This is a genomic window from Streptococcus sp. 1001283B150225_161107_H12 (assembly GCF_015552665.1).
In the GTDB taxonomy this organism is placed as follows: domain Bacteria; phylum Bacillota; class Bacilli; order Lactobacillales; family Streptococcaceae; genus Streptococcus.
Window position 1 is genome coordinate 102,689 of sequence record NZ_JADNFC010000003.1, and the last position, 23,844, is coordinate 126,532.

At 44.2% G+C, this 23,844-nt stretch carries 13 protein-coding genes; all 13 read right to left on the reverse strand.

Annotated elements, in window-relative coordinates:
- Positions 1-8: 8 nt before the first annotated feature.
- The gene (gene secA2 / locus I2C87_RS05735) at positions 9-2,384 is read right to left on the reverse strand and encodes an accessory Sec system translocase SecA2 (RefSeq protein WP_195324194.1); all 2,376 of its coding nucleotides are present in this window, start codon (positions 2,382-2,384) and stop codon (positions 9-11) included.
- A gap of 46 nt (positions 2,385-2,430) precedes the next feature.
- Entirely contained in the window at positions 2,431-2,877 is a 447-nt protein-coding gene (gene asp3 / locus I2C87_RS05740) for an accessory Sec system protein Asp3 (RefSeq protein WP_229046241.1), read from the reverse strand.
- Between the two features lie 5 nt (positions 2,878-2,882).
- Complete coding sequence (gene asp2 / locus I2C87_RS05745; protein ID WP_195324195.1) at positions 2,883-4,427, reverse strand: accessory Sec system protein Asp2; 1,545 nt, start codon at positions 4,425-4,427, stop codon at positions 2,883-2,885.
- A 1-nt stretch (position 4,428) separates the two neighbouring features.
- Positions 4,429-6,006 carry an accessory Sec system protein Asp1 gene (gene asp1, locus I2C87_RS05750; protein WP_195324196.1) on the reverse strand — a complete coding sequence of 526 codons (1,578 nt, stop codon included), beginning with the start codon at positions 6,004-6,006 and terminating at the stop codon, positions 4,429-4,431.
- Between the two features lie 8 nt (positions 6,007-6,014).
- Positions 6,015-7,229: an accessory Sec system protein translocase subunit SecY2 gene (secY2, locus tag I2C87_RS05755; protein WP_195324197.1), complete on the reverse strand. Its 1,215-nt coding sequence runs from the start codon at positions 7,227-7,229 to the stop codon at positions 6,015-6,017.
- Between the two features lie 290 nt (positions 7,230-7,519).
- On the reverse strand, positions 7,520-13,576 hold the full coding sequence (locus tag I2C87_RS05760; protein WP_195324279.1) for an accessory Sec-dependent serine-rich glycoprotein adhesin: 6,057 nt from the start codon (positions 13,574-13,576) through the stop codon (positions 7,520-7,522).
- A 240-nt stretch (positions 13,577-13,816) separates the two neighbouring features.
- Positions 13,817-16,666 (reverse strand): LPXTG cell wall anchor domain-containing protein, encoded by a 2,850-nt coding sequence (locus tag I2C87_RS05765; protein ID WP_195324198.1) that lies wholly within the window; start codon positions 16,664-16,666, stop codon positions 13,817-13,819.
- A gap of 186 nt (positions 16,667-16,852) precedes the next feature.
- On the reverse strand, positions 16,853-18,313 hold the full coding sequence (gene gltX / locus I2C87_RS05770; protein ID WP_195324199.1) for a glutamate--tRNA ligase: 1,461 nt from the start codon (positions 18,311-18,313) through the stop codon (positions 16,853-16,855).
- A gap of 98 nt (positions 18,314-18,411) precedes the next feature.
- The gene (locus I2C87_RS05775; RefSeq protein WP_129822526.1) at positions 18,412-19,194 is read right to left on the reverse strand and encodes an alpha/beta hydrolase; all 783 of its coding nucleotides are present in this window, start codon (positions 19,192-19,194) and stop codon (positions 18,412-18,414) included.
- A gap of 74 nt (positions 19,195-19,268) precedes the next feature.
- The gene (locus tag I2C87_RS05780; RefSeq protein ID WP_117744767.1) at positions 19,269-20,930 is read right to left on the reverse strand and encodes a ribonuclease J; all 1,662 of its coding nucleotides are present in this window, start codon (positions 20,928-20,930) and stop codon (positions 19,269-19,271) included.
- Positions 20,931-21,146: 216 nt separating this feature from the next.
- Positions 21,147-21,635 carry a hypothetical protein gene (locus I2C87_RS05785; RefSeq protein WP_195324200.1) on the reverse strand — a complete coding sequence of 163 codons (489 nt, stop codon included), beginning with the start codon at positions 21,633-21,635 and terminating at the stop codon, positions 21,147-21,149.
- A 567-nt stretch (positions 21,636-22,202) separates the two neighbouring features.
- Positions 22,203-22,961 (reverse strand): ABC transporter ATP-binding protein, encoded by a 759-nt coding sequence (locus I2C87_RS05790; RefSeq protein WP_048715660.1) that lies wholly within the window; start codon positions 22,959-22,961, stop codon positions 22,203-22,205.
- Positions 22,958-23,824 carry an ABC transporter permease gene (locus tag I2C87_RS05795; RefSeq protein ID WP_048715658.1) on the reverse strand — a complete coding sequence of 289 codons (867 nt, stop codon included), beginning with the start codon at positions 23,822-23,824 and terminating at the stop codon, positions 22,958-22,960. Before I2C87_RS05795 ends, I2C87_RS05790 begins: the two co-directional genes overlap by 4 nt.
- Positions 23,825-23,844 lie beyond the last annotated feature (20 nt).

The window sequence follows — 23,844 nt, forward strand, 5'->3', positions numbered from 1 at the left end:
ATCCTCTTTTATGGGAAATACAGGACAATTTCCCCTTTTGTATTGATTTCTACTCGACTGAGTAAGAGATTGCGAACCATCTGCTCTTTTGCCAAAGCCTTCATCCGATCAAAAGATAAAGAGGCTTCTTGGTAAAATTCGACCAGTGGATTCTTTTGACTGGCGTATTGACCAGACAAGGCCACACGTAATTGTTGCAAATAATCCACTTGTTCCACCCAATTTTCATCAATAGCTTTTAAGAGCACCATCCGTTGAAACTGAGCAATTACCTCATCGGATTCCAGCCTTTGATATTTAGCAAGCAACTCCGAGCGGGCTAGCTCCCAGAGGAAATCCTCTTTTGCCTGCTTGGAAGGAAAGGCTTGATGAATCTGAGCAGGATTAACCTGATAACTGATATGATCTAAAATATAGTGATAGAAGGCAATCGGGTCTTGATACTTCTTATTTTTAGCCACTTGGGCAAACACTTCCCGAGCAATTTTCTCGATCAGTCCATCCAAACGCCTGTCCAGCCTGATCAACCGATCCCGTTCCTTATAAACCAAATCGCGTTGAATGTTCATACTCTCTGCGAACTCCAAGGTCAAGCGACGACTAGCTTGCGCAGCACTTTCACTCGCATCCTGAGCTTGAGCGACGATGCGTTGGTATTTCCTCCGGGTTAGAGGTTTGGCTTTTCGAAGTCGATCCTCTACGTCGTAATCTTGATACCTATCTTGGATCCAGTTTGGCCCCCAGTGTTTGATTAAATCATCCTCCAGAGAGACAAAAAACTTGGTTTTTCCAGGATCTCCTTGACGTCCTGATCGTCCTCGAATCTGGAGATCTATCCGGCGATTCATCATCCGCTCCGTCCCGACGACAACCAAACCACCTAAGGCAGCTACACCCTGCCCTAATTTGATATCTGTCCCCCGTCCTGCCATCGAGGTCGCAACGGTCACTGCACCTTTTTGCCCAGATTCAGCAATAATCTGCGCTTCACGAGAAGCCTTATTGGCATTCAACAGATTATGGGGAATTCCTTCACGAAGGAGAAGGTTTGAATACAAGACAGACATCTCAACCGAACCGGCAAAGATCAAAATCGGGTTTCCCTTTGCATGGACTTCTTTTATGTAGGCCATAGAAGCATAGACTTTTTCTGGCAAGGTCTGGTAGATCTCATCTGGAAGATCCTGCCTAATTCGTTTTCGATTGTTTGGGATCTGAACCACTGACATGGCATAGGTCTCCAAAAATTCAGCTTCTGCAACCTTCCCGGTTCCCGTCATACCGCCAAGTTTTTGAAACATCTTGAATAAATTTTGGTAAGTAATCGAAGCCATGGCCCGTGTCTCTGGTGTCAAGGAAAGTCCTTCCTTGGCTTCAAGAGCCTGATGAAGTCCCCCTTGAAGACGAGTCAATTCCATAAGACGCCCCGTTGCTTGATCCAAAAGGACAAGCTCCTGTTCTCCTTTTTTATTCGAACGGACGACATAGTCCTTGTCCCTTTTATAGTGTTGATGTGCTTGTAAAGCCAGACTAATATGGCGGACAAGATCACGGTGCTCAGGATCATACAAATGCTGCAGGGATAGAAAAGCCTCGGCTGCTTTTACACCTTTTGGGGTCAACCACACCTGTTTCTTGTCCCCGTCGGCCTTGTACTCTTCACCTTCTTTGAAGGTTCGGATCAAGGTGTCTACAATCCCATATAGATTGGACTGCACGCGAGGAGAGCCCGAAATCACTAAGGGTGTCTGAGCACTATCCAATAAGATAGAATCGATTTCATCTACAATCGCATAGTTTAAATTTGCCAGGAATTGGCCATCAACAGAGGCGGTTAAATTTTCTGAAAGATAATCAAAGCCCAAGCTGCTATTGGTGGTATAAACAATGTCAGATTGATAGAGCGACCGCTTCTTAGCTGGGGAGAGTTCGCCCTCAGTATCTTGAAGTGGAACTCCAACTGTCAAACCTAGAAAACGATAAATCTTACCCATTTCTTCCGCATCACGAGTTGCCAGGTAAGTATTGGGGGTAATCACCATAACCCCCTTCCCTTCTATTGCATTCAGGTAGGCGGGCATGGTTGCCGTTAGGGTCTTTCCTTCCCCGGTTTCCATCTCTGCAATATTTCCTTGGTGGAGGACGATCGCTCCCATGACTTGAACATCGTAAGGAAACATCCCCAAGACTCTCTGAGAGACTTCTCTCACGACTGCATAAGCTTCTGCTAGCAAATCGTCTAGTGACTCTCCTTGTCGGAAACGACGGCGGAATTCCTCTGTCTTTTCTTGTAACTGCTGGTCTGTCAACTGGGACATCCGATCTTTCCAGCTATTCACCTCATTTAAGATCTTTTTTATTTTTTTCAATTTTATAGAATCCACTGGGTCCTCATTTACTATCCATCTGCTTGATCTATATCAGAATAACTCATTGTTCAGACGAAATCGGTGAAATTGTGAAATAGCGAAAGGTAAACTCTTGCATCCCTGCACTGAGGAGACGCACCTGGTAAGAATAGGCTTGCTCTGGATATACCAACTTAACTTGCCCTTCTGTACTGACCTGCCGGTCCACTATCTTGCCAAAACGATCCTGGCAAACAACTTCTAGCATAACCGTATGAGCAGGCCTAGAAGTCATCTGAACTTCAACTACATAGGTCCGGCCTCTCTGTAAAAGTGGCAGACTGGGTGCCATCCGATCCTCCCCATAGCTTGTGAGGGATTTCCAACTTTTTAAGACTTGACCAGAAGGCATCAAAGGATTCGTAAATCGAATCTGATCTTCTGCTAATCTTTCTATCACAGACCCCCATAAATAATCAACTGAAGAGATCGGCCCCCAATAAAGGTGACGATCTTTTTGCTTTCTCATCCTAATCATCCACTTCTTCCAAAATCTCTTTCCATGATTTCTTTGTATTGGGTCAAGAACCACTCGATGATAGACTCCGTTGCATCATTGTGGCGACCCGGGCGACTTGAACTAATGATCCGAATAGGCTGGTGATAAAGAGCTTCTAAAATATCCGAATAAGCCTTCTGGTCGTAGTCATCGTCCCTCATATAAGCCAAGGCTAAGAGGGTATCCTTTAACTCTGCCTGATGGAATCGATCCCAAAAACGCTTGTTCAAGGCCTCTATCCCTTCACTTGACACTCGACCAAGAAGCAATTGCATCATATCGAGCGAGGTTCCAAATTCATCTGGCCGTTTAAACTTCAGATTGGTAGCTACATCCCCAAGGTTGACAATCGGTTTCCCAACCAAGATCGCATGAGGTGAGTAAGAGGATCCATAGTAGAGAGCTCCATAAGTGCCCATCGATAGACCTGAAAAGTTCAATTCTTTGGGACCAAATCCTAAGGATTGAAGATGGTGATCGATAAAATCCTGAATCTTCTTTTCCAACTCCGGAGAGCCTAGATAGAAGCATCCCCCCTCTAGACGTGGATCCGAAAAGAGAATAAAGGGCGCTCCCATATTTTTCATCATGGCAAAGCCTTCAAAGCCCTCTGCAGGACGATAACCGGAGAAATAGACATTCAGAGGTGGCTTCAGGTCTCCTGGATGGAAATAAGCAAAAATTTCCTGACGCTTGCTGTCTCTGAGAGTCTGCGAACCAAGAGCAATTTCTCCAAAAGGACCATGGGAGAAGCGCTTGTGCAAAGCACCGATTATGAGTCGCCCCTGGCCCTTCGCTTCTAGTGAAAAGGATAGGTAATAACGATCTGGCTCGTCAATCAGAACCGGCCTTTCCAAATCTGCTTCTGAATAAACAAGCTCCTTCACTAAAGATCCCAAGGTCCCACTCTGGAAAAATTGGACCCGCAACTGGATCTGGCAGTCTGGCGTTTTCTCGTACTCTAGCCATAGGTCCCTAGGAAGGCCCCCATCATATGAATAGGTGTTGACCCACTGGGCTATGGGAGTATATTCTTCTCCATATGAACCCTCTAACTCCAAAAAGTGTTTCCCTCTGACCGTTTGACTGCCTGCAAAGTCAGCTCTAACTCGTAACTCTCTGATACTAAAAGCATCCCCATACTGGCCGTCATAAAGGAAACGATGAAGTTGATAGAGAAAGGGAGCCTTATCGGAAAAATCCCAAGCCTTAGCCTGAACTAGGTGCATCAAATGATCCAGTTCTTCTGTAACTGACTCTTGATCATATACTTGATCATAAAAAACAGTGTAGGGCTGAAAGAGACCCAGCTCTTCTTTGAAGCTCAATAACCTCTCAGGATGATCCAGCACCAAGGCCTTAAACTGCTTGATGCCTTGCTCCGCCATGTAGTCCTCTATCTGTAGAGGGGTTTGGATAGAAAAATAATGCCAGTTCAGACCTTCTGGAATTGTCACTTCTTCCTGCCAATTTGTAGGTCCAATTTGAAGAATATGGCCTGTTTCCAACTTCCTGTCCATCCTAGTTTTTCATCCATCCTTCCCATTTGGCGATCAAGCGCTGGCCTGTGTATTCTTGGATCTTTTCGACAGAATAAATCAGCGCTTCATTCCACGGTTTCAGATCTCTAAGGAAATAGTCTACCGCTGTTTCTAGTTCTTCCCCCATATCCCCCAAGACATATCCATTTTTTAAATGGTCTACATACTCCGTATGGGTACGATTGATCTGAGGAATTCCTGCCGAAATGCCTGCAATTTGTGTATACAGATTGGGTTCCTCACTTACGTCTACTATTAAGCGAGTCTGTTCTAATTCTTTGATGATATCATTCTCGTTAAAGAAATTTCGAACCTTATAACGATCTTGCTTCTTTTCAAAGAGAGAGGCATCTTCGAGGAGGTGGTTTTCTCCCAGTTCTCGAGAATCAACCTGAACACCTAGAGAAGCTATCCCCATCTTGCTAGCCAAGTCTTCTAAGTGATGATCCAGTGCCGCTACGGTTTCATCAGAAGCATTGTAAATCGCGAAAATGACCTCAAACAAGGGATTTTTCGCTAAGATTTCAAACATTTTCTGTAAAACGGATTGAGAGGGGAGATCCTTTTCATCCAGGTGGAAAAAGATTTTCGACTCCTTCCTCTCCTGACTGCTTCCCAATCTCAGCCGTGAATCAAAGGACGTCAGGCGATGGATCTTAGAAGCAAGACTTGGAGCAAGATCAAGCAAGTCCTGTTTCGTTTTTTCACTATCCGTTATCACCAAGTCAACCTCTTTTAAAGAAAAATGAAGCGATGAATCTTCTTGAGATAAGGGCTGGCGTTGCCCATAAAAAGAAAGAACCTTTGAAACACCTAGTCCCACTTGTTGGACAAAGGGTAGATTGACCGGATGGGCTGTAATCACCAGACAATCTTGACCCGGAACCAGGTCTCCTAGGTTGGCTTTCAATTTTTCAGCAACCACTTCTCCCATGTCCGGGTAGGTTTCTCGTTTAAACTGCTTCTGAAAGGCTTCATTGACAAAGACCATGTGGCTAGCATCTGTTAACAACTCTCTCAATACCCAGTCACCTTCGGGGTTTAGATAGTCTTGAAAATACGGACTTCCCTCTTTGTAGTAAATAACACTGGAAATAAAGCCTCGGTCATCCAGATACTGTACATAAACCGTTTCCTTATCCTTTACCCGTCTCACTGAGAGGATATTCCCGTCTACTCCCAGATCGATACTAGCAATCTCCTGGCCGCGACAGAACGCCACTATTTGAAAAGGCGTATAAGTAAAGCTTGTGTGAGCAGGCCATTCCAAATCCTCGACCTGAATCGGAAGCATCTCTTGATGAGGGGAAATCCCCTGAATGTGATCAAAAATCGACAGATAGTCTGTTTCCAACAAATCTTGCCGATGGAGGTCGTAACGCAATTGCGGGCAATAGTGCGGAATCACTAATTTCCGCTCCACTCCCGCTTCCTGGAAGACGCGAAGCTGGTGAATAGTCTCATCAAATTCAATCGTAGCTTGCGTCCAATACCAAGGCGTCACCCTACTGTTCCAAATCCGCTCACTGCCATACCAGGCTGGTATAAAGTAATACATAACAACTCCTAAAACAATCTTGTGTAGCCTTGGTTCACGCGAAGGGCTCGAACTTCCTCTCGGATGGTCGACATCATCCCCACAAACATGAGAAAACTCCCTGGAATCATGGCCAAACGCAGAAGTCCTCTGTCCCAGAGCAGAAGAAGGAAAGGCAAAACTGTAAACAGAATTAAATAAAGTGTCCCAAAAACTGTTAGACGAAAGACGATTCGATTGATGTACCGACGTGTCTCTTCACCAGGATAAACGAAATCAATATACTCTGAGTTTTTCATCATCTTGTCGGCAATTTCTTCCCCATTGACCGTCACAAAGGCAAAAGCAAAAGACAAAATTGCTATCATCAGACCGTAGAGCAGGATCCAAGCTGGCGCTCCTATTACCAACTCTTTTGCGATACTGGCAGCCCATGACGCACGGGGATTGATAGCTTGGACCAGCAAAAAGACATACTGCGGGATAGAAACCAAGGTCATGGCATACATAAAGGGCATGCCTCCAGCTGGATTGAGCTTAACCTCTAAAAAGGTGTGAGGTTTCAAACTATTATGAATCCCCAGCTTATTCACAGGGATCCGATAGCGAGCATACTCGATGCATACGACCATGAAAATAAATGCTAACAAGAGAGGTACTAAAAACAGGAGGCTGTATGCTGAACCCCCACTCTTTGACAAGGTTCCAAGGACATCCTCTGGCAAGTATAGGAGCATCCCCGCCATCATGATGACAATAGAATTCCCCAAGCCTAGGGCCGTATTTAAATCAGCTAACCAGACCAAGAAAAATGTTCCTGCAATCATTATCAAGGCATTGAGCGAGACAACTAGAAGGGGGCTCAGATCTGTTTGTAAGGGGAGATAAAGGGAGATAGCCAAGGATTGAACAAGAGCTAAAGCAAGTGTCAGGTACATCTTCCGTCGTTCCACAAGCTCCGAACTGGTCCTCTCCAGGTTATGACGTTTAGATACCGTAAACAACCGCCACAAAATCATGGAAGACATCCAGGGAGAAAGTCCAAGAGCGAAGATGGACATGCCACGAAGGTTCCCACCCATGATAGCACTCGTCAACTCCAGACCCCTTGCAGCACCTTCATTCACATTTAGAACCTTCGCTAGGTCTACAAAGGGCAAGGTGATTTTACTTCCTAAAACATAAACAAAAACGAATAGGATTGTCCAAAATAATCGTTTCCTAACTCCAGATTGTTTCATCATATCCTGCTCTTCTACTCCCCCTTCTTTCGAATGCTTATCCTAACTAAGTCCTCTCATCAAATTTGACCATCTCACCTAAACGATCTCTGATCTATAAGAGAAAAAAAGTTCTTCAGAAGATGATCTGAAGAACCACTATTCATCTAGCTTTTCTCCATTCATTATACCATATTTCACTAGGCTTTTCACCCGACATTCTCAAAGAAAACCGACAAATCCACTCATGGATCTGCCGGTATATCAGAAGAATCGAAAGAAGCAAATTTTCAATTTAAGAAAGATGATTGTATTTACTTTTTACGATGGAAAAATGAGGCCAAGCCTGCAAAGAAAGCTACTACAAGCGTGATGAACAGCTCACGTGACGTCACTCCTAGAGAGTCCGACGTCGATTTTGCTTCAGAGACAGAAGCAGCCGATTTCTCGCCAGAGGAGCTCATCTGAGGAGTCGCTTGACTTTGTGAATGGGATTGGCTTGCCGAGCTAGAGGTAGAACGACTCGTTGAAAGAGAAGTCGATTCTGAGGAGAGCTGGCTTGCTTTTAATGAAACAAGTGTGCTCGCTGGCTCCTGAAGACTCGCCGAAGCAGACCCGTACACCACTGTAGATTCGTTTACTGCATTTGAAGCCAAGGCAGAAGCGGATGACCAATTTGATGCCTGTGACATAGAATGAGTAGACGAAGTCGATCTATCTGTAGAAGTCGAAGACTGATCAGAAGCACTCGTTTGATGCGATGCTGAAGCCAATTCAGAGGTTTGTTTGTTTGAAGCAGATTCGGATGCGCGGGCTGAAACAGACGCTGAATTCCAGATTGATTTTGATGCGCTTGCTGACGCGGAAACGGATGCTGAAGTCAACTCAGACACTGAGGCAGATTGAAGTTCAGAAGATTCCATACGAGCTACAGATTCGGATGTGCTGGTTGAAACTGACTCTGAGATTGAAGCGGATGCCAATTCAGAGGCTTGTTTGTTTGAAGCAGATTCAGAGGCACTGATTGAAACAGACTCAAAACTCAAGATAGATTCTGAAGCTCTTGCTGAAACTGACTCAGAGGTCGAAGCCAATTTAGAGGCTTGCTTGCGAGAAGCCGATTCGGATGCACTTTCTGAAACTGATGTTGAATTCAAGACCGATTCTGATACGCTTGCTGACGCTGAAACTGATGCAGAATTCAAAACAGACTCTGAACTACTTACTGATACAGACTCACTAGTTGACACTGAATCAGATGTTGATGTTGAAACGGAAATGCTGATTGATTCAGAAGTCAACTCAGACACTGAGGCAGATTGAAGTTCAGAAGATTCCATACGAGCTACAGATTCTGATGTGCTGGTTGAAACTGACTCTGATGTTGATGTCGACTCTAACTCAGAGGCTTGCTTGAGAGAAGCAGATTCAGAGGCACTTGCTGAAATCGATGCACTTAATTCTGACACTCTTGTAGATGCTGAAGTTGACACGCTAGCGGATTCCGAACTCAACTCAGATACAGATGTAGACTGAAGCTCAGAAGATTCCATTTGAGCTTCAGATTCTGATGTGCTTGCTGAAACAGATGCAGAATTCAAAACAGACTCTGAACTACTTACTGATACAGACTCACTAGTTGACACTGAATCAGATGTTGATGTCGACTCTAACTCAGAGGCTTGCTTGAGAGAAGCAGATTCGGATGTACTAATTGAAACGGATGTTGAATTCAGGACTGATTCTGACACGCTTGCCGAAATCGACGTACTTGCTTCTGAAGCACTTATCGATGATGAAGTTGACACGCTAGTTGATTCCGAAATCAACTCAGATACTGAAGCGGATTGAAGTTCAGAAGATTTCATACGAGCTACAGATTCTGATGTGCTGGTTGAAACTGACTCTGATGTTGATGTCGACTCTAACTCAGAGGCTTGCTTGCGAGAAGCAGATTCAGAGGCACTTGCTGAAATCGATGCACTTAATTCTGACACTCTTGTAGATGCTGAAGTTGACACGCTAGCGGATTCCGAACTCAACTCAGATACAGATGTAGACTGAAGCTCAGAAGATTCCATTTGAGCTTCAGATTCTGATGTGCTGGTTGAAACTGAATCAGATGTTGATGTTGACTCTAACTCAGAGGCTTGCTTGCGAGAAGCAGATTCGGATGCACTTTCTGAAACAGACGCTGAATTCAAGACCAATTCAGATACGCTGGCTGACGCACTTGTCGATGTTGAAACGGAAACGCTGATTGATTCAGAAGTCAACTCAGACACTGAGGCAGACTGAAGCTCAGAAGCTTGTTTGTTTGAAGTAGATTCGGATGTGCTTGCTGAAGCCGAAACGGATACTTCCGATGCTGATAACGAACTACTTACCGAGATGGAAACAGACTCCAACTCAGATGCTAGCTGGCTTGAGGTTGACTCAGATGCACTTGTTGAAACGGATGCTGAACTCAAGATAGAATTAGATGTACTGATTGAAATAGACTTAGACTTCAATTCCGATTCGGATGCGCTGGCTGAAACTGATGCACTTGATTCTGACACACTTGTCAAAGCCGAAGCTGAAACGCTTGTTGATTTCGAAGTCAACTCAGACACTGAGACAGATTGAAGTTCAGAAGATTCCATACGAGCTACAGATTCTGAAGTGCTAGTTGAGACTGACTCAGATGCACTTGTTGAAACGGATGTTGAATTCAAGACTGATTCTGACGCGCTTGCTGAAACTGACGCACTAGTTTTTGAAGCACTCGTTGAAACTGACTCAGAGACCGAAGAAGACGCTAACTTAGATGCTTGTTTACTTGAGATTGATTCAGATCTACTTACTGAAACGGACTCGGAACTCAAGACAGATTCTGATGCGCTACTTGAAACTGATTCAGAAGTTAAGACTGATTCTGATACACTTGCCGAAATCGACGTACTTGCTTCTGAAGCACTTATCGATGATGAAGTTGACACGCTAGTTGATTCCGAAATCAACTCAGATACTGAAGCGGATTGAAGTTCAGAAGATTTCATACGAGCTACAGATTCTGAAGTACTTGCTGACGTTGATGCAATTGACTCTGATACAGACAAGGAACCACTTAATGATTTGGATGCTGACTTCTCTGAAGCAGATAAAGAACTGCTTGCTGAAGCCGAAACGGATACCTCTGAGGCTGATAACGATGCACTTGTCGAAGCGGAAGAAATCGACTCTGATACAGACAGGGAACCACTTAAGGATTCAGACACGGATTTCTCTGAAGCTGACAACGAGCTACTTGCTGAAGTAGAAACAACCGACTCTGATACAGACAAGGAACCACTTAAGGATTCGGATGCTGATTTCTCTGAGGCTGATAACGATGCGCTTGTCGAAGCGGAAGAAATCGATTCTGATACAGACAAGGATTCGCTTACTGATTCAGAAGATGACTTCTCTGAGACTGACAACGAACTACTTGTTGATGCTGAAACGGATACCTCTGAAGCTGATACTGAAGCACTTGCTGACGTTGATGCAATTGACTCTGATACAGACAAGGAGCCACTTAAGGATTCAGAAGCGGATTTCTCTGAAGCTGACAACGAACTACTTGCTGAAGTGGAAACAATTGACTCTGATACAGACAGCGATCCACTCAAGGATTCAGAAGCGGATTTCTCTGAAACTGACAATGAACTGCTTGCTGAAGCCGAAACGGATACCTCTGAGGCTGAGACCGAAGCACTTGTCGAAGCGGAAGAAATCGACTCCGATACAGACAAGGAACCACTTAATGATTTGGATGCTGACTTCTCTGAAGCAGATAGAGAGCTACTTACCGATACTGAAGCTGAGACCTCCGAATCATTCTGCAAATTAGACTGAGAAGAAGATAGCGATTGAGATTCGAGTTCCTGTGAAATAGAAAAACTATCTGATACCGAGTCACTACTTGACATCGACTCAGATAAGGACGTTGATTGACTATCCCACAGAGAAACAGCTACAGACAGAGATTGAGACTCTGAAGCAACTACCTGTGAGTTGCTTTCTGAGTATGAAAGACTATCTTGTGTTGACATCGAATGAGAAGCTGAATAAATGAATGATTGAGAACTCAATTCAGAAGGAGTCATTCTTCGGTAATAGTAATTCACACTCTTTAATGGCCAGTAGCTAACCCTGGTCGAAACCGTATGATAAAACTTAGAAAATCCGTCAGCACCTTGAAGGGAGGCATCGTCACCCACAATATGGCTACCACTAAGCTGTGCTTGATTTTCTGGGGCGGAAGTATATGGTTTACGGAAAGAATATTCCTTACCCGTTTTTTCATCCGTATAGCTCACCTTCTCTGTCAAGGAGAACCAACCTGAGATTTTTAACTTAAAGTTTTTTCCATCTGAAAAATCGGGAGTGACTGTAAGAGAATAATCCTCTTTCTTGCTTTTTACCTCTCGCGTCTCAAGATTTTCAAAGGTTTCATTCCAATGATCATTTCTAAAGGCCTTTTCATAGACTAAGGTATAATTTGCAAGGTCAAATACTGTACCGTTATCACCTTTCCGGTAATTTCTCTGTTTGGAAGGATCCAAGACATAGTATTTTAAGGTGAAATCACCATTTGGACTTGTCACTTCACGGACAAGCTTAATATAATGGTCTCTTGCCCCTCCCAAATAAGTATCTACATTCTGTTCTCCAACCTTCCTAAGATCAAAGACGCCAGACATTTTATTCTGATGATAGTCTACTAGTGGAACTTGAACAAAACCATCCAATTGTCGAGCAGCTGAAGCTGTGTACTCTTGGCCTTCAATACCAACCTGGGCATAAGAGGCCAAAACAGTTTCCCTGCCAGTTGGAACATAAGCTCCTCGCGAGAATTGTCCTTTGTCGTCAATGAGCTTATAATAGGTGACATGTTCAGCACTTCGTGATGGAACAATGGATGCTACTGTCGATGGTGCATAAAGACCTACATTTTTAGGTTCTAGCACATCATAAAGCTGTTGAATCATAAATTTAGGAGTCTGGTAACTTACACTTTGCATCCGTATAACTCCAGGTTTCCCATCATCATAAATTGAGTAAAAGACCCTGTATTGGCGGTTTGTATCTGAACCAACTAATTCCTTTGGTAAATCAAATTCAACTACACTATTTGCTTTAACTGTTTGAGCATAAACCTCCGTACCACTAGACTTTTTAACCAAGCGGAAGTATACGTCGACACCTTTAGGAGTAGTTGAACCAATCGAGCTACGATCGACGGATAAGGTTGCATAATAATCCAGAGGATCCGGTTTCACTCGATTAACGAAATCCCAAATAGCAAAGGTATAACGTGTCACATCATGGTTCTCAGACAGAGACTTAAGAGTCGCAGGATCGAGATTTATTACAGATTTATCTAAATGCGGATCCTTTTCTATGTCTTCATATTCCAAAGCAAGGTCTTTTACGCTAGCTCCATTTCGATCATCCAAATTAGGAGTAATATTGGACAACTCTTTAGAGTCTGTAACGGTTTCATAAATCGGTGCCAACTGAGCTGCAATGGCAGGTTTGCCGTTTACACTGCTATTCCCCACAAAACCTGCTGCTTTCAGAGCAAGCATCAGCTCGTCAACAGACTCATTTAACCGTTGACGCTGCTCCACATATGCTTGCGTCGCAACATTTTCATGAAGCAACTGAGTACTGGTTGACAAGTCGGTTTGCACCTTAGCGATAGCAGCTGAAAGAGCTGCTTTTTGATCCGCATTTGTAAGGTTTGAGGCATAGTTTTCGGCCATTTGGGTCAACAAGGTCGCTTCTGACAGATTCTGTTCTAGACCAACCTTATCCGTTTCACCTAGAACCCTTTCGGTCGTTTCCACGCTTGACTCTGATGTCGTCGTAGCTTCTGAAGCAGATTCGCTCAGAGCCACAGTAAGGCTCTCAGAACCGTGCTCGCTTAAAGAGACTGAAGCACTTGTCGATTCAAGACTTTCTTCTGACATTGATCTGGCATCAGAAACAGATCCAATCACTAAGCTATTGGCCTCTGCTAAGGTCTCTTTCTGTAATTCAGAAGTTGTCACCACATCAGTTCCTGCTTCATCCGCAAAAGCCGTGTTGATAATGGAGGTAGCACCAGCAGCTGCTCCCGTCGCCAATAAGCCTTTCAGTACAAATTGACTTGTAGAACGGATCCCATCCCGCTCCTTGTCTGACTTCGTTACAACTCTTGTTTCTACTTCTCCACGAACAATTTTAAATAAACCTAAGGTAGAATTTTCTGAACGAACCCAGTGCTTCCCAGACTTGATTAACTTGAAACGAGTCGTTCGATCCATCTCCCTAACTTTTCCATTCAAACGTTTAAAAAACATGAATATCCCCTCAACTTTATAGTCATTAAATATTATACATTATTACTATACATATTCAAGTAATTTGAGGTAAATAACAATTCAATTTTCAAAAAATTTCCTCCTCGAAAGTATTTTCATTATTTTTTGATAAAATCAGCGAAATCTAATAGGGTAAAACAGAAAAAAAGAATCTCAAAATGAGATTCTCTTGTAGACACTCAAAATACCAGATAGGTGTTTTCACATAGCGATACGGGATTATTCTTCCTCTTCTTTTTTACGGCGCCCCAATAGAGCTAGCCCAATGAAAGATGCAAGAGTAGCAAATAAGATTGATCCTGTAGATTTCTTCTCCCCAGTTGCCGGAAGAACTGCTTCCGATGAGCTTTCTTTGTTGGATAAGGACTGGATGAGTAATCCTGAAACACTCTCAGACCGAACTTCGCTTGTTGAATCCAGCCTTGAAAGAGACTGAGAATGACTGATTGACTCTGAGTGACTTTGCGAGTCAAATGAGGACTCTGAGAGGGGTTCACTTGTTGAGATTGAACCGCTCAGGGATCCCGATGACGACTCGGTTAGACTGACTGAATCAGACTGACTCTCAGACTTAGACTCCGGTGTCGAGGCAGACTCGCTTGATGGAGCAGATTGACTCAAGGAACTCGAGATAGAATCTGAATTCCTTACCGACTCAGATTGAGAAGTTGATATAGATTCACTTGCGGAAATTGAGGCACTCATTAATTCGGAGACGGACTCGGTTTCTGAGGTCAACTGGCTAGTTGAAAGCGATTGGGAAGCTGAGACTGATCCTCTTGTAGAATCCGAGATACTCAAAGAGACGGATTCTGATTCCAACTCAGAAGTCGAGGCTGAGTAATTTGCTGAGAATGTAGTACTCAAAGATTCTGAAACAGACTCGGTGACACTTTCTGATACCGATTGACTTACAGACTCGGAAACAGAGGTCAAAACGGAATCACTTGTCGAAACGGAGGTACTCAAGAATTCTGAGACTGATTCCGAAACACTTGCCGATACCGATTGACTTACAGATTCGGATTGAGATGTCAATACTGACTCACTTACGGAAACTGAAGCACTCAAGGAGTCTGAGACTGATTCCGAAAAACTTCCCGATACCGATTGACTTACAGACTCGGATTCAGAAGTCAAAACAGATTCACTTGCAGAAACCGAGGTACTCAAGAATTCTGAAACGGTTTCCAAAACACTTGCCGATGCAGACTGACTAAGCGAATCGGATTGAGAAGTCAAAACTGACTCACTCGCGGAAACCGAGGTACTCAACGATTCCGAAACCGACTCTGAAACACTTGCCGATGCAGACTGACTAAGCGAATCGGATTGAGACCTCGAAACAGACTCGCTTGTAGAAACAGATGTACTCAACGATCCTGAAACCGACTCGGAGGTGCTTTCTGAAGTAGACTGACTGATCGATTTAGAGATTCTTAATGACTCCGACTCGCTGACTGATGCAGACTGACTCTCTGATACCACCGCACTGACTGATTTAGACTCACTAACAGAAACCGAAGCAGATTCCGAAAGGCTCTCTGATTCTAGAACACTCAAAGATTGAGATGCTGCTGTTGATACCGAGAGACTTGTAGAGAGCGAGATGCTTTGAGAAACAGCGAGTGAGGTTGATGCACTCTCCGATTCTGAATAGCTCTCAGACAGAGACTCTGATAACTTGGTCGATTGTGACCGCATTTGAGAAGTACTTTGCGCTTCAGATACGCTCTGGGAATAACTCACTGAGAGCGACTGCGTGCGAGGATCCTCTGTCAAAGGTATCTTTACAGTATTAGACGTCAAATCCTTGAAGACAACCGTGATTTCTCCAGTTGCAGAGACTGAATAGCTCTTAAAGTCTTTAGACGCTAGCAGACGTGGATTTGCCGCTTTGAACTTTTCCCAAACCTGCGCTTTTTCAGACTCAGTCAGATTGGTCAAATCAGTCACCTGAGTATTAGAAGTCACTGGAGCAATTGGGTTCCGAATGCCATCATTTTGAGGCAAGACTTTAATGCGGAAAGAACGATCGAGAAACTGATTTCTAGCATTGGTAAATCGAACGGTTATCGTATACGTCTTCCCGGGTTCGACAACCTCTGTGACTCCGACTTTCCCTTCGATCAACATGGGAGCAAAAGGTGATTTCAAGGTTGCATTGGGAACGAGAACACCCTCAACCCGTTCACTGTCGGGAGCATAACCCATATAGGTGAGAATGACCCCACCATTCTGCTCTCTCACAATGTACTGCAACCGAATCGGATCTGAATTATAAGCTGTGATCAGATGATTATTTGCTGGACCACTCATGACAAAAGGAGCACGAAAAGCACTGTCCACTTCTAAGGCACTACCTGTACGCGGATCTCTCTTCCCTGATTGTTCTCTTAACACAGCATTGACCAAGCGATTCCGAACAGACTTGGCCTGAAGAAGCGTCGCCTCTCCTCCTTGACCTGGATTGGCTAATTGGTTGCGGATGCCCTCCAGAGCTTCTTCCGCTTCCAACACAAGTCCCTCTCCATCCTTCAATTCTTTCGCTTGCTCTATATAAGAATAAAGGTCTTGAGCTATACGTTGAAGCTGTTTATCCTGAGCAGGATCTGAGACGACTACAGACTCTTGGTCCCCATTTGAAAGGACGCTAGCTTCCGCCATTGAAGTAGAGGGCACTGCTGAACTCGTCGTAGATAATGTAGTAGAAAGCGAATCACTCTGTAACTCTGATGGAGACCACTCGCTCGTAGACAGACTGGTCGTGGACGACTGTTCCACACTGCTCAACACCAAGCTATCCTTACCTACTACACCCACTTCCGAAGCCACTTCTGACTGTAAAGTTGGACCTGCTAGCTCATCAGCATCCGTTGGATGCGCAATTGACGTCGCACCCATAATGGATCCAGCAGCAATCAAGCCTTTTAAGGCTATGGAGCTTGGAGCATCCATACTAGAATGATTGGAAACACCTATTTCTTTTTTAACACGCAAAAAAGAAGCATTCGAACAGGCTACTCGAATCCAATGTTTCCCCGATTTTATTAATTTAAATCTCGTCACTCTATTCCATGTTTTTTTCAGCAAGGTAAGGATGCCCCTCTCTCCTCAAAAATTATTCTCTCTTGATTATACATGATTGAATCCTATTTTCAATCATTTTGGCTAAATCTATGCTCTATCTCAGCAAAAAAGCCATCGAATCGATGACTTTTTAAAAATGAACAGCATGTTTTCAAAAGCTGATTCCTATTTTGCAATTTCTTCCAACATTTTTTCAATATGTTGGATGGATTTTTCACGTCCAAGCAAGTAGATGGTATCTGGCAATTCAGGACCATGCATTTCTCCTGAAACGGCGATACGGATTGGCATGAAGAGATTTTTTCCTTTGATACCAGTTTCTTTTTGGACCGCTTTGATTTGTGGGAAGATATTTTCTACCACAAACTCATCGTCTGACATAGCTTCAAGCTTAGCCTTGAAAGCTTCAAGTACAGTTGGCACAGTTTCACCAGCCATGATTTCTCGTTCAGCTTCTGTCAATTCTGGGAAGTCAGAGAAGAAGAGGTCTGTCAATGGAACGATTTCATCAACTGACTTCATTTGTGGTTTGTAGAGTTCCACCAATTTTTCAGCCTTATCTGTCAAGCGTCCTGCTGCTTCGAGGAATGGTTTGGCCATTTCAAAGATGGTCGCAAGATCCGCATTCTTAATGTACTCATTGCTCATCCAGTCCATTTTCTTCTGGTCGAAGGCTGCTGGAGACTTGCTAAGGCGGTTTTCATCAAAAAGCTTGATGAGTTCTTCACGAGAGAAGATTTCGTCTTCCCCACCAGGATTCCAACCAAGAAGGGCGATAAAGTTAAAGACTGCTTCTGGAAGGTACCCTTTCTTACGGTAATCTTCGATAAATTGAAGGGTGTTGGTATCACGTTTAGACAACTTCTTACTAGTTTCAGAGTTGATGATCAAGGTCATGTGACCGAACTCTGGAGCTTCCCATCCAAGCGCTTCATAAACCATGAGCTGTTTTGGTGTATTGGCAATGTGGTCATCTCCACGGATGACGTGAGAGATTTGCATATCATGGTCATCGATCACAACGGCGAAGTTGTAAGTTGGGTAACCATCTTTCTTTTGGATAACCCAGTCACCACCGATATTGCCACCTTCAAATTCGATATCACCTTTGACCATATCGTGCCACTTGTAGATACCTGACTCATTAACAGCCAAACGAACCGTTGGGATGATCCCTGCTGCTTCGCGTTCTGCGATATAAGCTGCCTTTTCTTCTTCGCTCATGCCGAGGTATTCGTTGATGTAGCGAGGTGTTTCACCCGCTGCTTCTTGGCGTTCACGCTCTGCTGCCAACTCTTCTTCTGTAACGTAAGACTTGTAGGCTTTCCCTTCGGCTAAGAGTTGGTCGATATATTTTTGATAGAGTTCCAAACGCTCTGATTGGCGGTAGTTTTCATGCGTCTCTGGACTTTCATCCCAGTCCATGCCCAACCAACGAAGGTTTTCCAGCTGGGAACGTTCGCCGTCTTCGACGTGGCGCTTACGGTCCGTATCTTCGATACGGATGATAAAGGTTCCACCATGGTGGCGCGCATACAAGTAGTTAAACAATGCTGTACGAGCATTTCCGATGTGTAGTAGTCCGGTTGGACTTGGTGCATAACGCACACGAATATCTTTAGTCACGTATGTTTCTCCTAATTGTTCATTGATTCTGGGCTTCTCTTCTAACTGGCCCAGGCACTTTTCACTCTATTATAGCATATCTCTGCATGAGTAGCTTCCTAATCGAGTCGTTCTTCTAGTTCAAAATCAATTGGCAGGGTTGCTAAGAAATGCTCCAACTCCCGCTCCCAATAAAACCATTCATGTTTTCCTGGTCCATGGCTGTAGGTGATATCAAAACCGAGGTCCTTCAGATGATCCACAGCTGTATTGTTGGCCTCATACAGAGCATCCTGCTCGCCACACCACGCCCATAAGACCGTCTTTTTATCTGAGTACTTCTCCGCAATGCTTTCCAAGGAGTAAGGACTCGTCGTCCAATCTTCTAACTCTCCAAAGACCCCTTGCCAATAAGCCTTACTGCCAAGGTCGGTATCTGCTAGTTGACGCCCCTCAAAGCTAAGAGCACCAGAAAAACTAGCAGCATGCGAGAAGCGATTGGTTTGAAGGGCCAGTTTGAAAGATCCATAGCCCCCCATCGATAGACCAGCAATAAAGGTCTTCTCCCGCTTCTTGGTCATATTGGGGAAGAAGCGTGCCAAGGTCTTAGGCAATTCCTCTGCGATGGCTGTGTAGTAGGGATAGCCATACTGGGTATCCGTATACCAACCATTATTGGTATTAGGCAAGACGACAATCAAATTGGTCGAACGTAGGATCCGTTCCACATTGGTCCGTTTCAACCAGGAGTACTGATTGCCATTCATCCCATGAAGGAGATAGAGGACCGGGATATCTTGATCATCTGGATTTTCCACCCGAGACGCATCTGGGTAGAGGACGTTGATCCCCCACTCCATTGCGAGCGCTTCTGAATAGTATTCAATCTGCATTACTGCCATCTATCTTTCCTCACTATTTCTTCTTTTCCTTGACAAGAAAAAGCCGACGATCGACTTTTCCTCTTATCTTAATCCTAGCGTACTTCCATGACGACTGGCAAGATAGCTGGTCGACGTTTGGTCTGGTCAAAGAGGTACTTGGCCAAACTATCACGAACAGCACCCTTGAGCTCACCCCAATCGAAGCTGTCCTGGGCTAAGTATTCTTCCACACTTTGGTTGACAATCTCTGCACTTTCGCGCAAGATATCGCGACTCTTCTTCACATAGATAAAGCCACGGGTGTGAACTTTTGCCTTGGAGATAATGCGTTTTTCACGACGGTTAACGGTAATGGCCACAATAAAGATACCATCTTCTGAAAGGACTTTCCGGTCACGGAGCACGACATTTCCAACATCTCCAATAGCATTCCCATCGATGAGGACATCTCCAGCAGAGACGCTACCAGCAGGAACGAAGTCACCATTGTCATATTCCATGATGGTGCCTTTTTTCGGAATGAAGATATTTTCAGGCAAAATCCCCACTTCCATCGCAAGCCGTGCATGGGCATCCAATTCACGGTATTCCCCTTGGATTGGGAAGAGATAGTTGGGACGAAGGAGGTTGATCATCAATTGAAGATCACGCGCATTTCCGTGTCCTGATACACGCAAGCTTTGAGTAATCGCTTTTACGACTCCGCCTGCTTGATAGACCATATTTTCTACACGTGCCATAACCGCTTCTTTGGCGATAGATGGAGTTGTTACGATATAGACCAAGTCGCCATCCTTGATTTCAACATAGCGGTGACGGCCAATGGACATTTTACGGAGGCCATTGATGGGTTCACCCATCCGCCCCGTTTCAAGAATAATCAATTCATGGTCCTCAAAACGAGACATTTCTTTTGGCTTGATCAATATTTTTTCGTTGGCCAAAGAAAGTTTATTTAAACGAATCCCTGTCCGGACAATATTTTCTACGTCAAATCCAGTCAAGACAACCCGGCGCCCTGTCTCTGCTGCTGCGTCAAAGACTTGCTGGATCCGTGATAAGTTACTTGCAACAGCGGCTACAATGATACGGCCATCCCAGTCAGCAATCGTATCCAGGATTTCATCCCCAACCTCTTGCTCACTAGCGACTTGAATCTTACTATCAGCATTGGCAGAGTCACTCAAGAGAGCGAGGACGCCTTCTTGTCCAATCTCTGCCAAACGAGCAAAGTCTGTCGCATAAAACTCACTCGCTGTCTGGTCAAACTTGAAGTCTCCGGTATAGACGATATTTCCTTCAGAAGTCTTGATGACAATTCCTAAACTTTCTGGAATAGAGTGGGTTGTCTGGAAGAAGGAAACAACCGTTCCTCCAAAATCAATCTCTGAGTTGGCATCGATCACATGGAAGTCATTGAACTTCTTGACACTATCGTTGCTCTTGACAAAGAGTTTGGCCAACTCGATGGTCAACTCTGACCCAAATACGGGAACTTTAGCCTCCGCTAAAAGATAAGGAAGGGCTCCGATGGCATCCGCATGCCCGTGCGTTAAAAAGACTCCTGCGATACGATCGCTATTCTCAAAGAGGTAGTCCATGTTGGGAATAACGACATCGACCCCTAGTTGCTCATTTTCTGGATACTTGAGACCAGCATCCAAAACAAAAATAGAGTCATTTACTTCAGCTATGTAGAGGTTTTTCCCGTTTTCACGGACTCCACCTAAAGTAATCAACTTAATGTTACTCATGTTTTCTCCTTTATGTGATGGTTCATACTTACGGTCCTTGGCTCACCAAGTCGAATTACAGTTTTGCAAATTTCTTGCATATCTAGAACATTATACTATTTTTTCACGATTTTTTCAAAAGTCAGACCAAACAAAAGCCCTCCATCATCTGATGGAGGACCCTTTATTAAGACCAAAGACGATAGCCCAGATTGTCAACTTTGTCAAAAAGAGACCCTAGTCTGTATGATAGTCATTTTTCTTATTCTCAATCACCCGTATCGCCGCCTTGATGACATGAAACTCGTTTAGCAGTTCTTCTAAGTGCTGGTAATTCCGATCGCTAAGCGCCCCCTTCTTAAGGGTTTGAGACAAGCTATAAAACCGATCAACATGCTCATCAATATTGACCAGCAATTCTTTGGCTTCTTTCAACCGGTAGCGATTCAGGAGCTTGTTCTGGCTATGTTTATAAGCGAGCACATTCTCACGATGAATGTCTTGACAGACTTCCTTCTGTTCTTCATCCACCGTCAAATTGACCGCTTGGAAGCAAGTAATAAATTCCCGATTCTTCAGATCACACACAAAGACGATACCGTCCTCTGCTACGTAGGCTTCCGTATCGGGTCGTTGATCAAAACTGCTATCAAAATGATGAAGCGAGGGCACGTGTTGATTGACCCAGCGTTTCAACTGTTCTTCATCGACCCCAAAACGTTCCATTGCTCTTTCTTTAAAGTGATCTCGACAGCTATATTCATGTGCATATGGCAATCCCACTGACCTCACCTCGACTTTCTACGACGACAAACAAAAAGACCTCCAGTCTTACGGGACTAGAGGTCTGGTCTGCTTCACTGACAAGAGGCGATTAACCATTCAGGCTAACGAAAACAACAGTTATGATTTTCATTTCTTTTTATGGTACGTTTTCACATACCAGAGGTTTTCTTTGCAATTTCTCTTTCAGTTTTGTTACAAAGCACTCAGTTGAGCATACCGAAGTTCGAAAACCATCTAAAGCTTCCACTACTATTTCCACGTATTTCAATGTCATTTAGTAAGTTAAGCAGACTTACTTGACGGCTCAACCGATTTAACATTTCCGACGTTCTGGCTTTTTTATAAAAAGCACAATCAAGTGTCAGCGAGGCAAACCTATAACGAAGTAACCTAATGTATGAATCTATAAGGCATTGGTATCAACCCCTTCTCCCTTATCTTCACCTATAGTATACTCCTTTAATATTGGTATTGCAAGCGATTACACGCTGAAACTAGTTTCTAAATTTATTCAAAGAAACGGTAGTAATCAGACAGATCCATCTTGGCCTTTTCCTCTTGGTTCAAGTCCTGGATAATTTTTCCATCCTTCATGACAATCAAGCGATTCCCGTACTTGAGCGCATCTTCCATATGGTGGGTAATCATCAAGGCAGTCAGTCGATCCGATTTGACAAATCGATCCGTCAGCTCCATCAAGGCCTGACTCGTCTTGGGATCGAGAGCAGCTGTATGCTCATCCAAGAGCAAGAGTTCAGGGCGCTTCAAGGTAGCCATCAACAAGCTCAGAGCTTGACGTTGCCCACCAGATAAGAATTCTACCGCCGTATCGACATGCTTCTCTAAACCATTGCCAATCTGGCTTAAAACCTCTTTAAACTCGTCTTTGTACTGGGCAAGACGACGAGGAACCAAGCCCCGCTTTTCTCCTCGGAATTTTGCAATCAGGAGATTCTCAGCCACTGTCATACGAGGGGCTGTCCCCATCTTTGGATCCTGGAAGACCCGGGATAGGTATTTGGCCCGTTTTTCCGGACCATAGTGAGTCACGTCCTCCCCCTTGATCAAGACTTGACCACTGGTCAGCGGCAGGGTCCCAGCCAAGGTATTGAAAAGGGTTGACTTCCCAGCACCATTGCCCCCAAGAATGGTGATAAAGTCATGCTCATGAATCTCCAAAGAGACATTGTCCAATATGACTTTTTCTTCATTCAAGCCATTGTTCACCACGATGGTGGCATTTTTTAATTCTACAATTGCGGTCATTTGCTGAGTTTGACTCCTTTCAGCAGTTTCTCTTTAAAGGTTGGAATCATGAGACAGATCGCCAAGATGATAGCACTAAAGATACGGATGTAGCTAGTATTGACACCGATGGCAATCACAGCCCAAATCAAGAATTGATAAATGATCGATCCAATAACGATACTGAGCAAACGTTCTGCTAAGGTTAGTTTTGAAAAAAGAACCTCTCCAATAATCAAGCTAGCCAAACCAACGACGATGACCCCGATCCCTCGAGAAGCATCTGCATAGCCTTCTTGCTGGGCCATCAAGGCACCTGACAAGGCAATAATCCCATTAGAAACTACTAGCCCCATCAACTCCATCCGGCTGGTATGGATCCCAAAGCTTTTAGCCATCTCAGGATTGTCCCCTGTCGCAATATAGGCCTGCCCCAATTTAGTATCTAAAAAGAAGAGCATAGCAGCAATCACCAGGGTCACAAAGATGATTCCGATGATAATCTCGTTTACGCCACTCGCGATGGGAATCATATCTTGGATTTTTGAGTAGCCAAGCAAGCCTAGGTTGGCCCGTTGCATCACAAAGAGAATGACTGAGTTACAGGAAGTCATCACCAAAATCCCCGATAACAACGTCGGAATCTTCCCTTTGGTATAAAGAAGACCTGTTGCTAATCCAGCCAAACACCCCGCGCCTACAGCCGCTATGGTAGCCAGTAAAGGATGAACCCCTTTGGTAATCAGCGTTACCGCAACGGCTCCTCCTAATGGAAAGGAGCCCTCTGTGGTCATATCTGGGAAATCCAAGATACGGAAGGTCATAAAGATCCCTAGCCCCAAAATAGCCCAGATCAAACCTTGTGAAATAATCGAAATAAGCATACCTTTGTCCTAACTATTGT

Coding starts and splice junctions, on each gene's coding strand:
- asp3 (WP_229046241.1), bottom strand. CDS start 2,877: ATGAGAAAGCAAAAAGATCGTCACCTTTATTGGGGGCCGATCTCTTCA.
- asp2 (WP_195324195.1), bottom strand. CDS start 4,427: ATGGACAGGAAGTTGGAAACAGGCCATATTCTTCAAATTGGACCTACA.
- asp1 (WP_195324196.1), bottom strand. CDS start 6,006: ATGTATTACTTTATACCAGCCTGGTATGGCAGTGAGCGGATTTGGAAC.
- secY2 (WP_195324197.1), bottom strand. CDS start 7,229: ATGATGAAACAATCTGGAGTTAGGAAACGATTATTTTGGACAATCCTA.
- I2C87_RS05760 (WP_195324279.1), bottom strand. CDS start 13,576: ATGTTTTTTAAACGTTTGAATGGAAAAGTTAGGGAGATGGATCGAACG.
- I2C87_RS05775 (WP_129822526.1), bottom strand. CDS start 19,194: ATGGCAGTAATGCAGATTGAATACTATTCAGAAGCGCTCGCAATGGAG.
- I2C87_RS05780 (WP_117744767.1), bottom strand. CDS start 20,930: ATGAGTAACATTAAGTTGATTACTTTAGGTGGAGTCCGTGAAAACGGG.
- I2C87_RS05785 (WP_195324200.1), bottom strand. CDS start 21,635: ATGGAACGTTTTGGGGTCGATGAAGAACAGTTGAAACGCTGGGTCAAT.
- I2C87_RS05790 (WP_048715660.1), bottom strand. CDS start 22,961: ATGACCGCAATTGTAGAATTAAAAAATGCCACCATCGTGGTGAACAAT.
- I2C87_RS05795 (WP_048715658.1), bottom strand. CDS start 23,824: ATGCTTATTTCGATTATTTCACAAGGTTTGATCTGGGCTATTTTGGGG.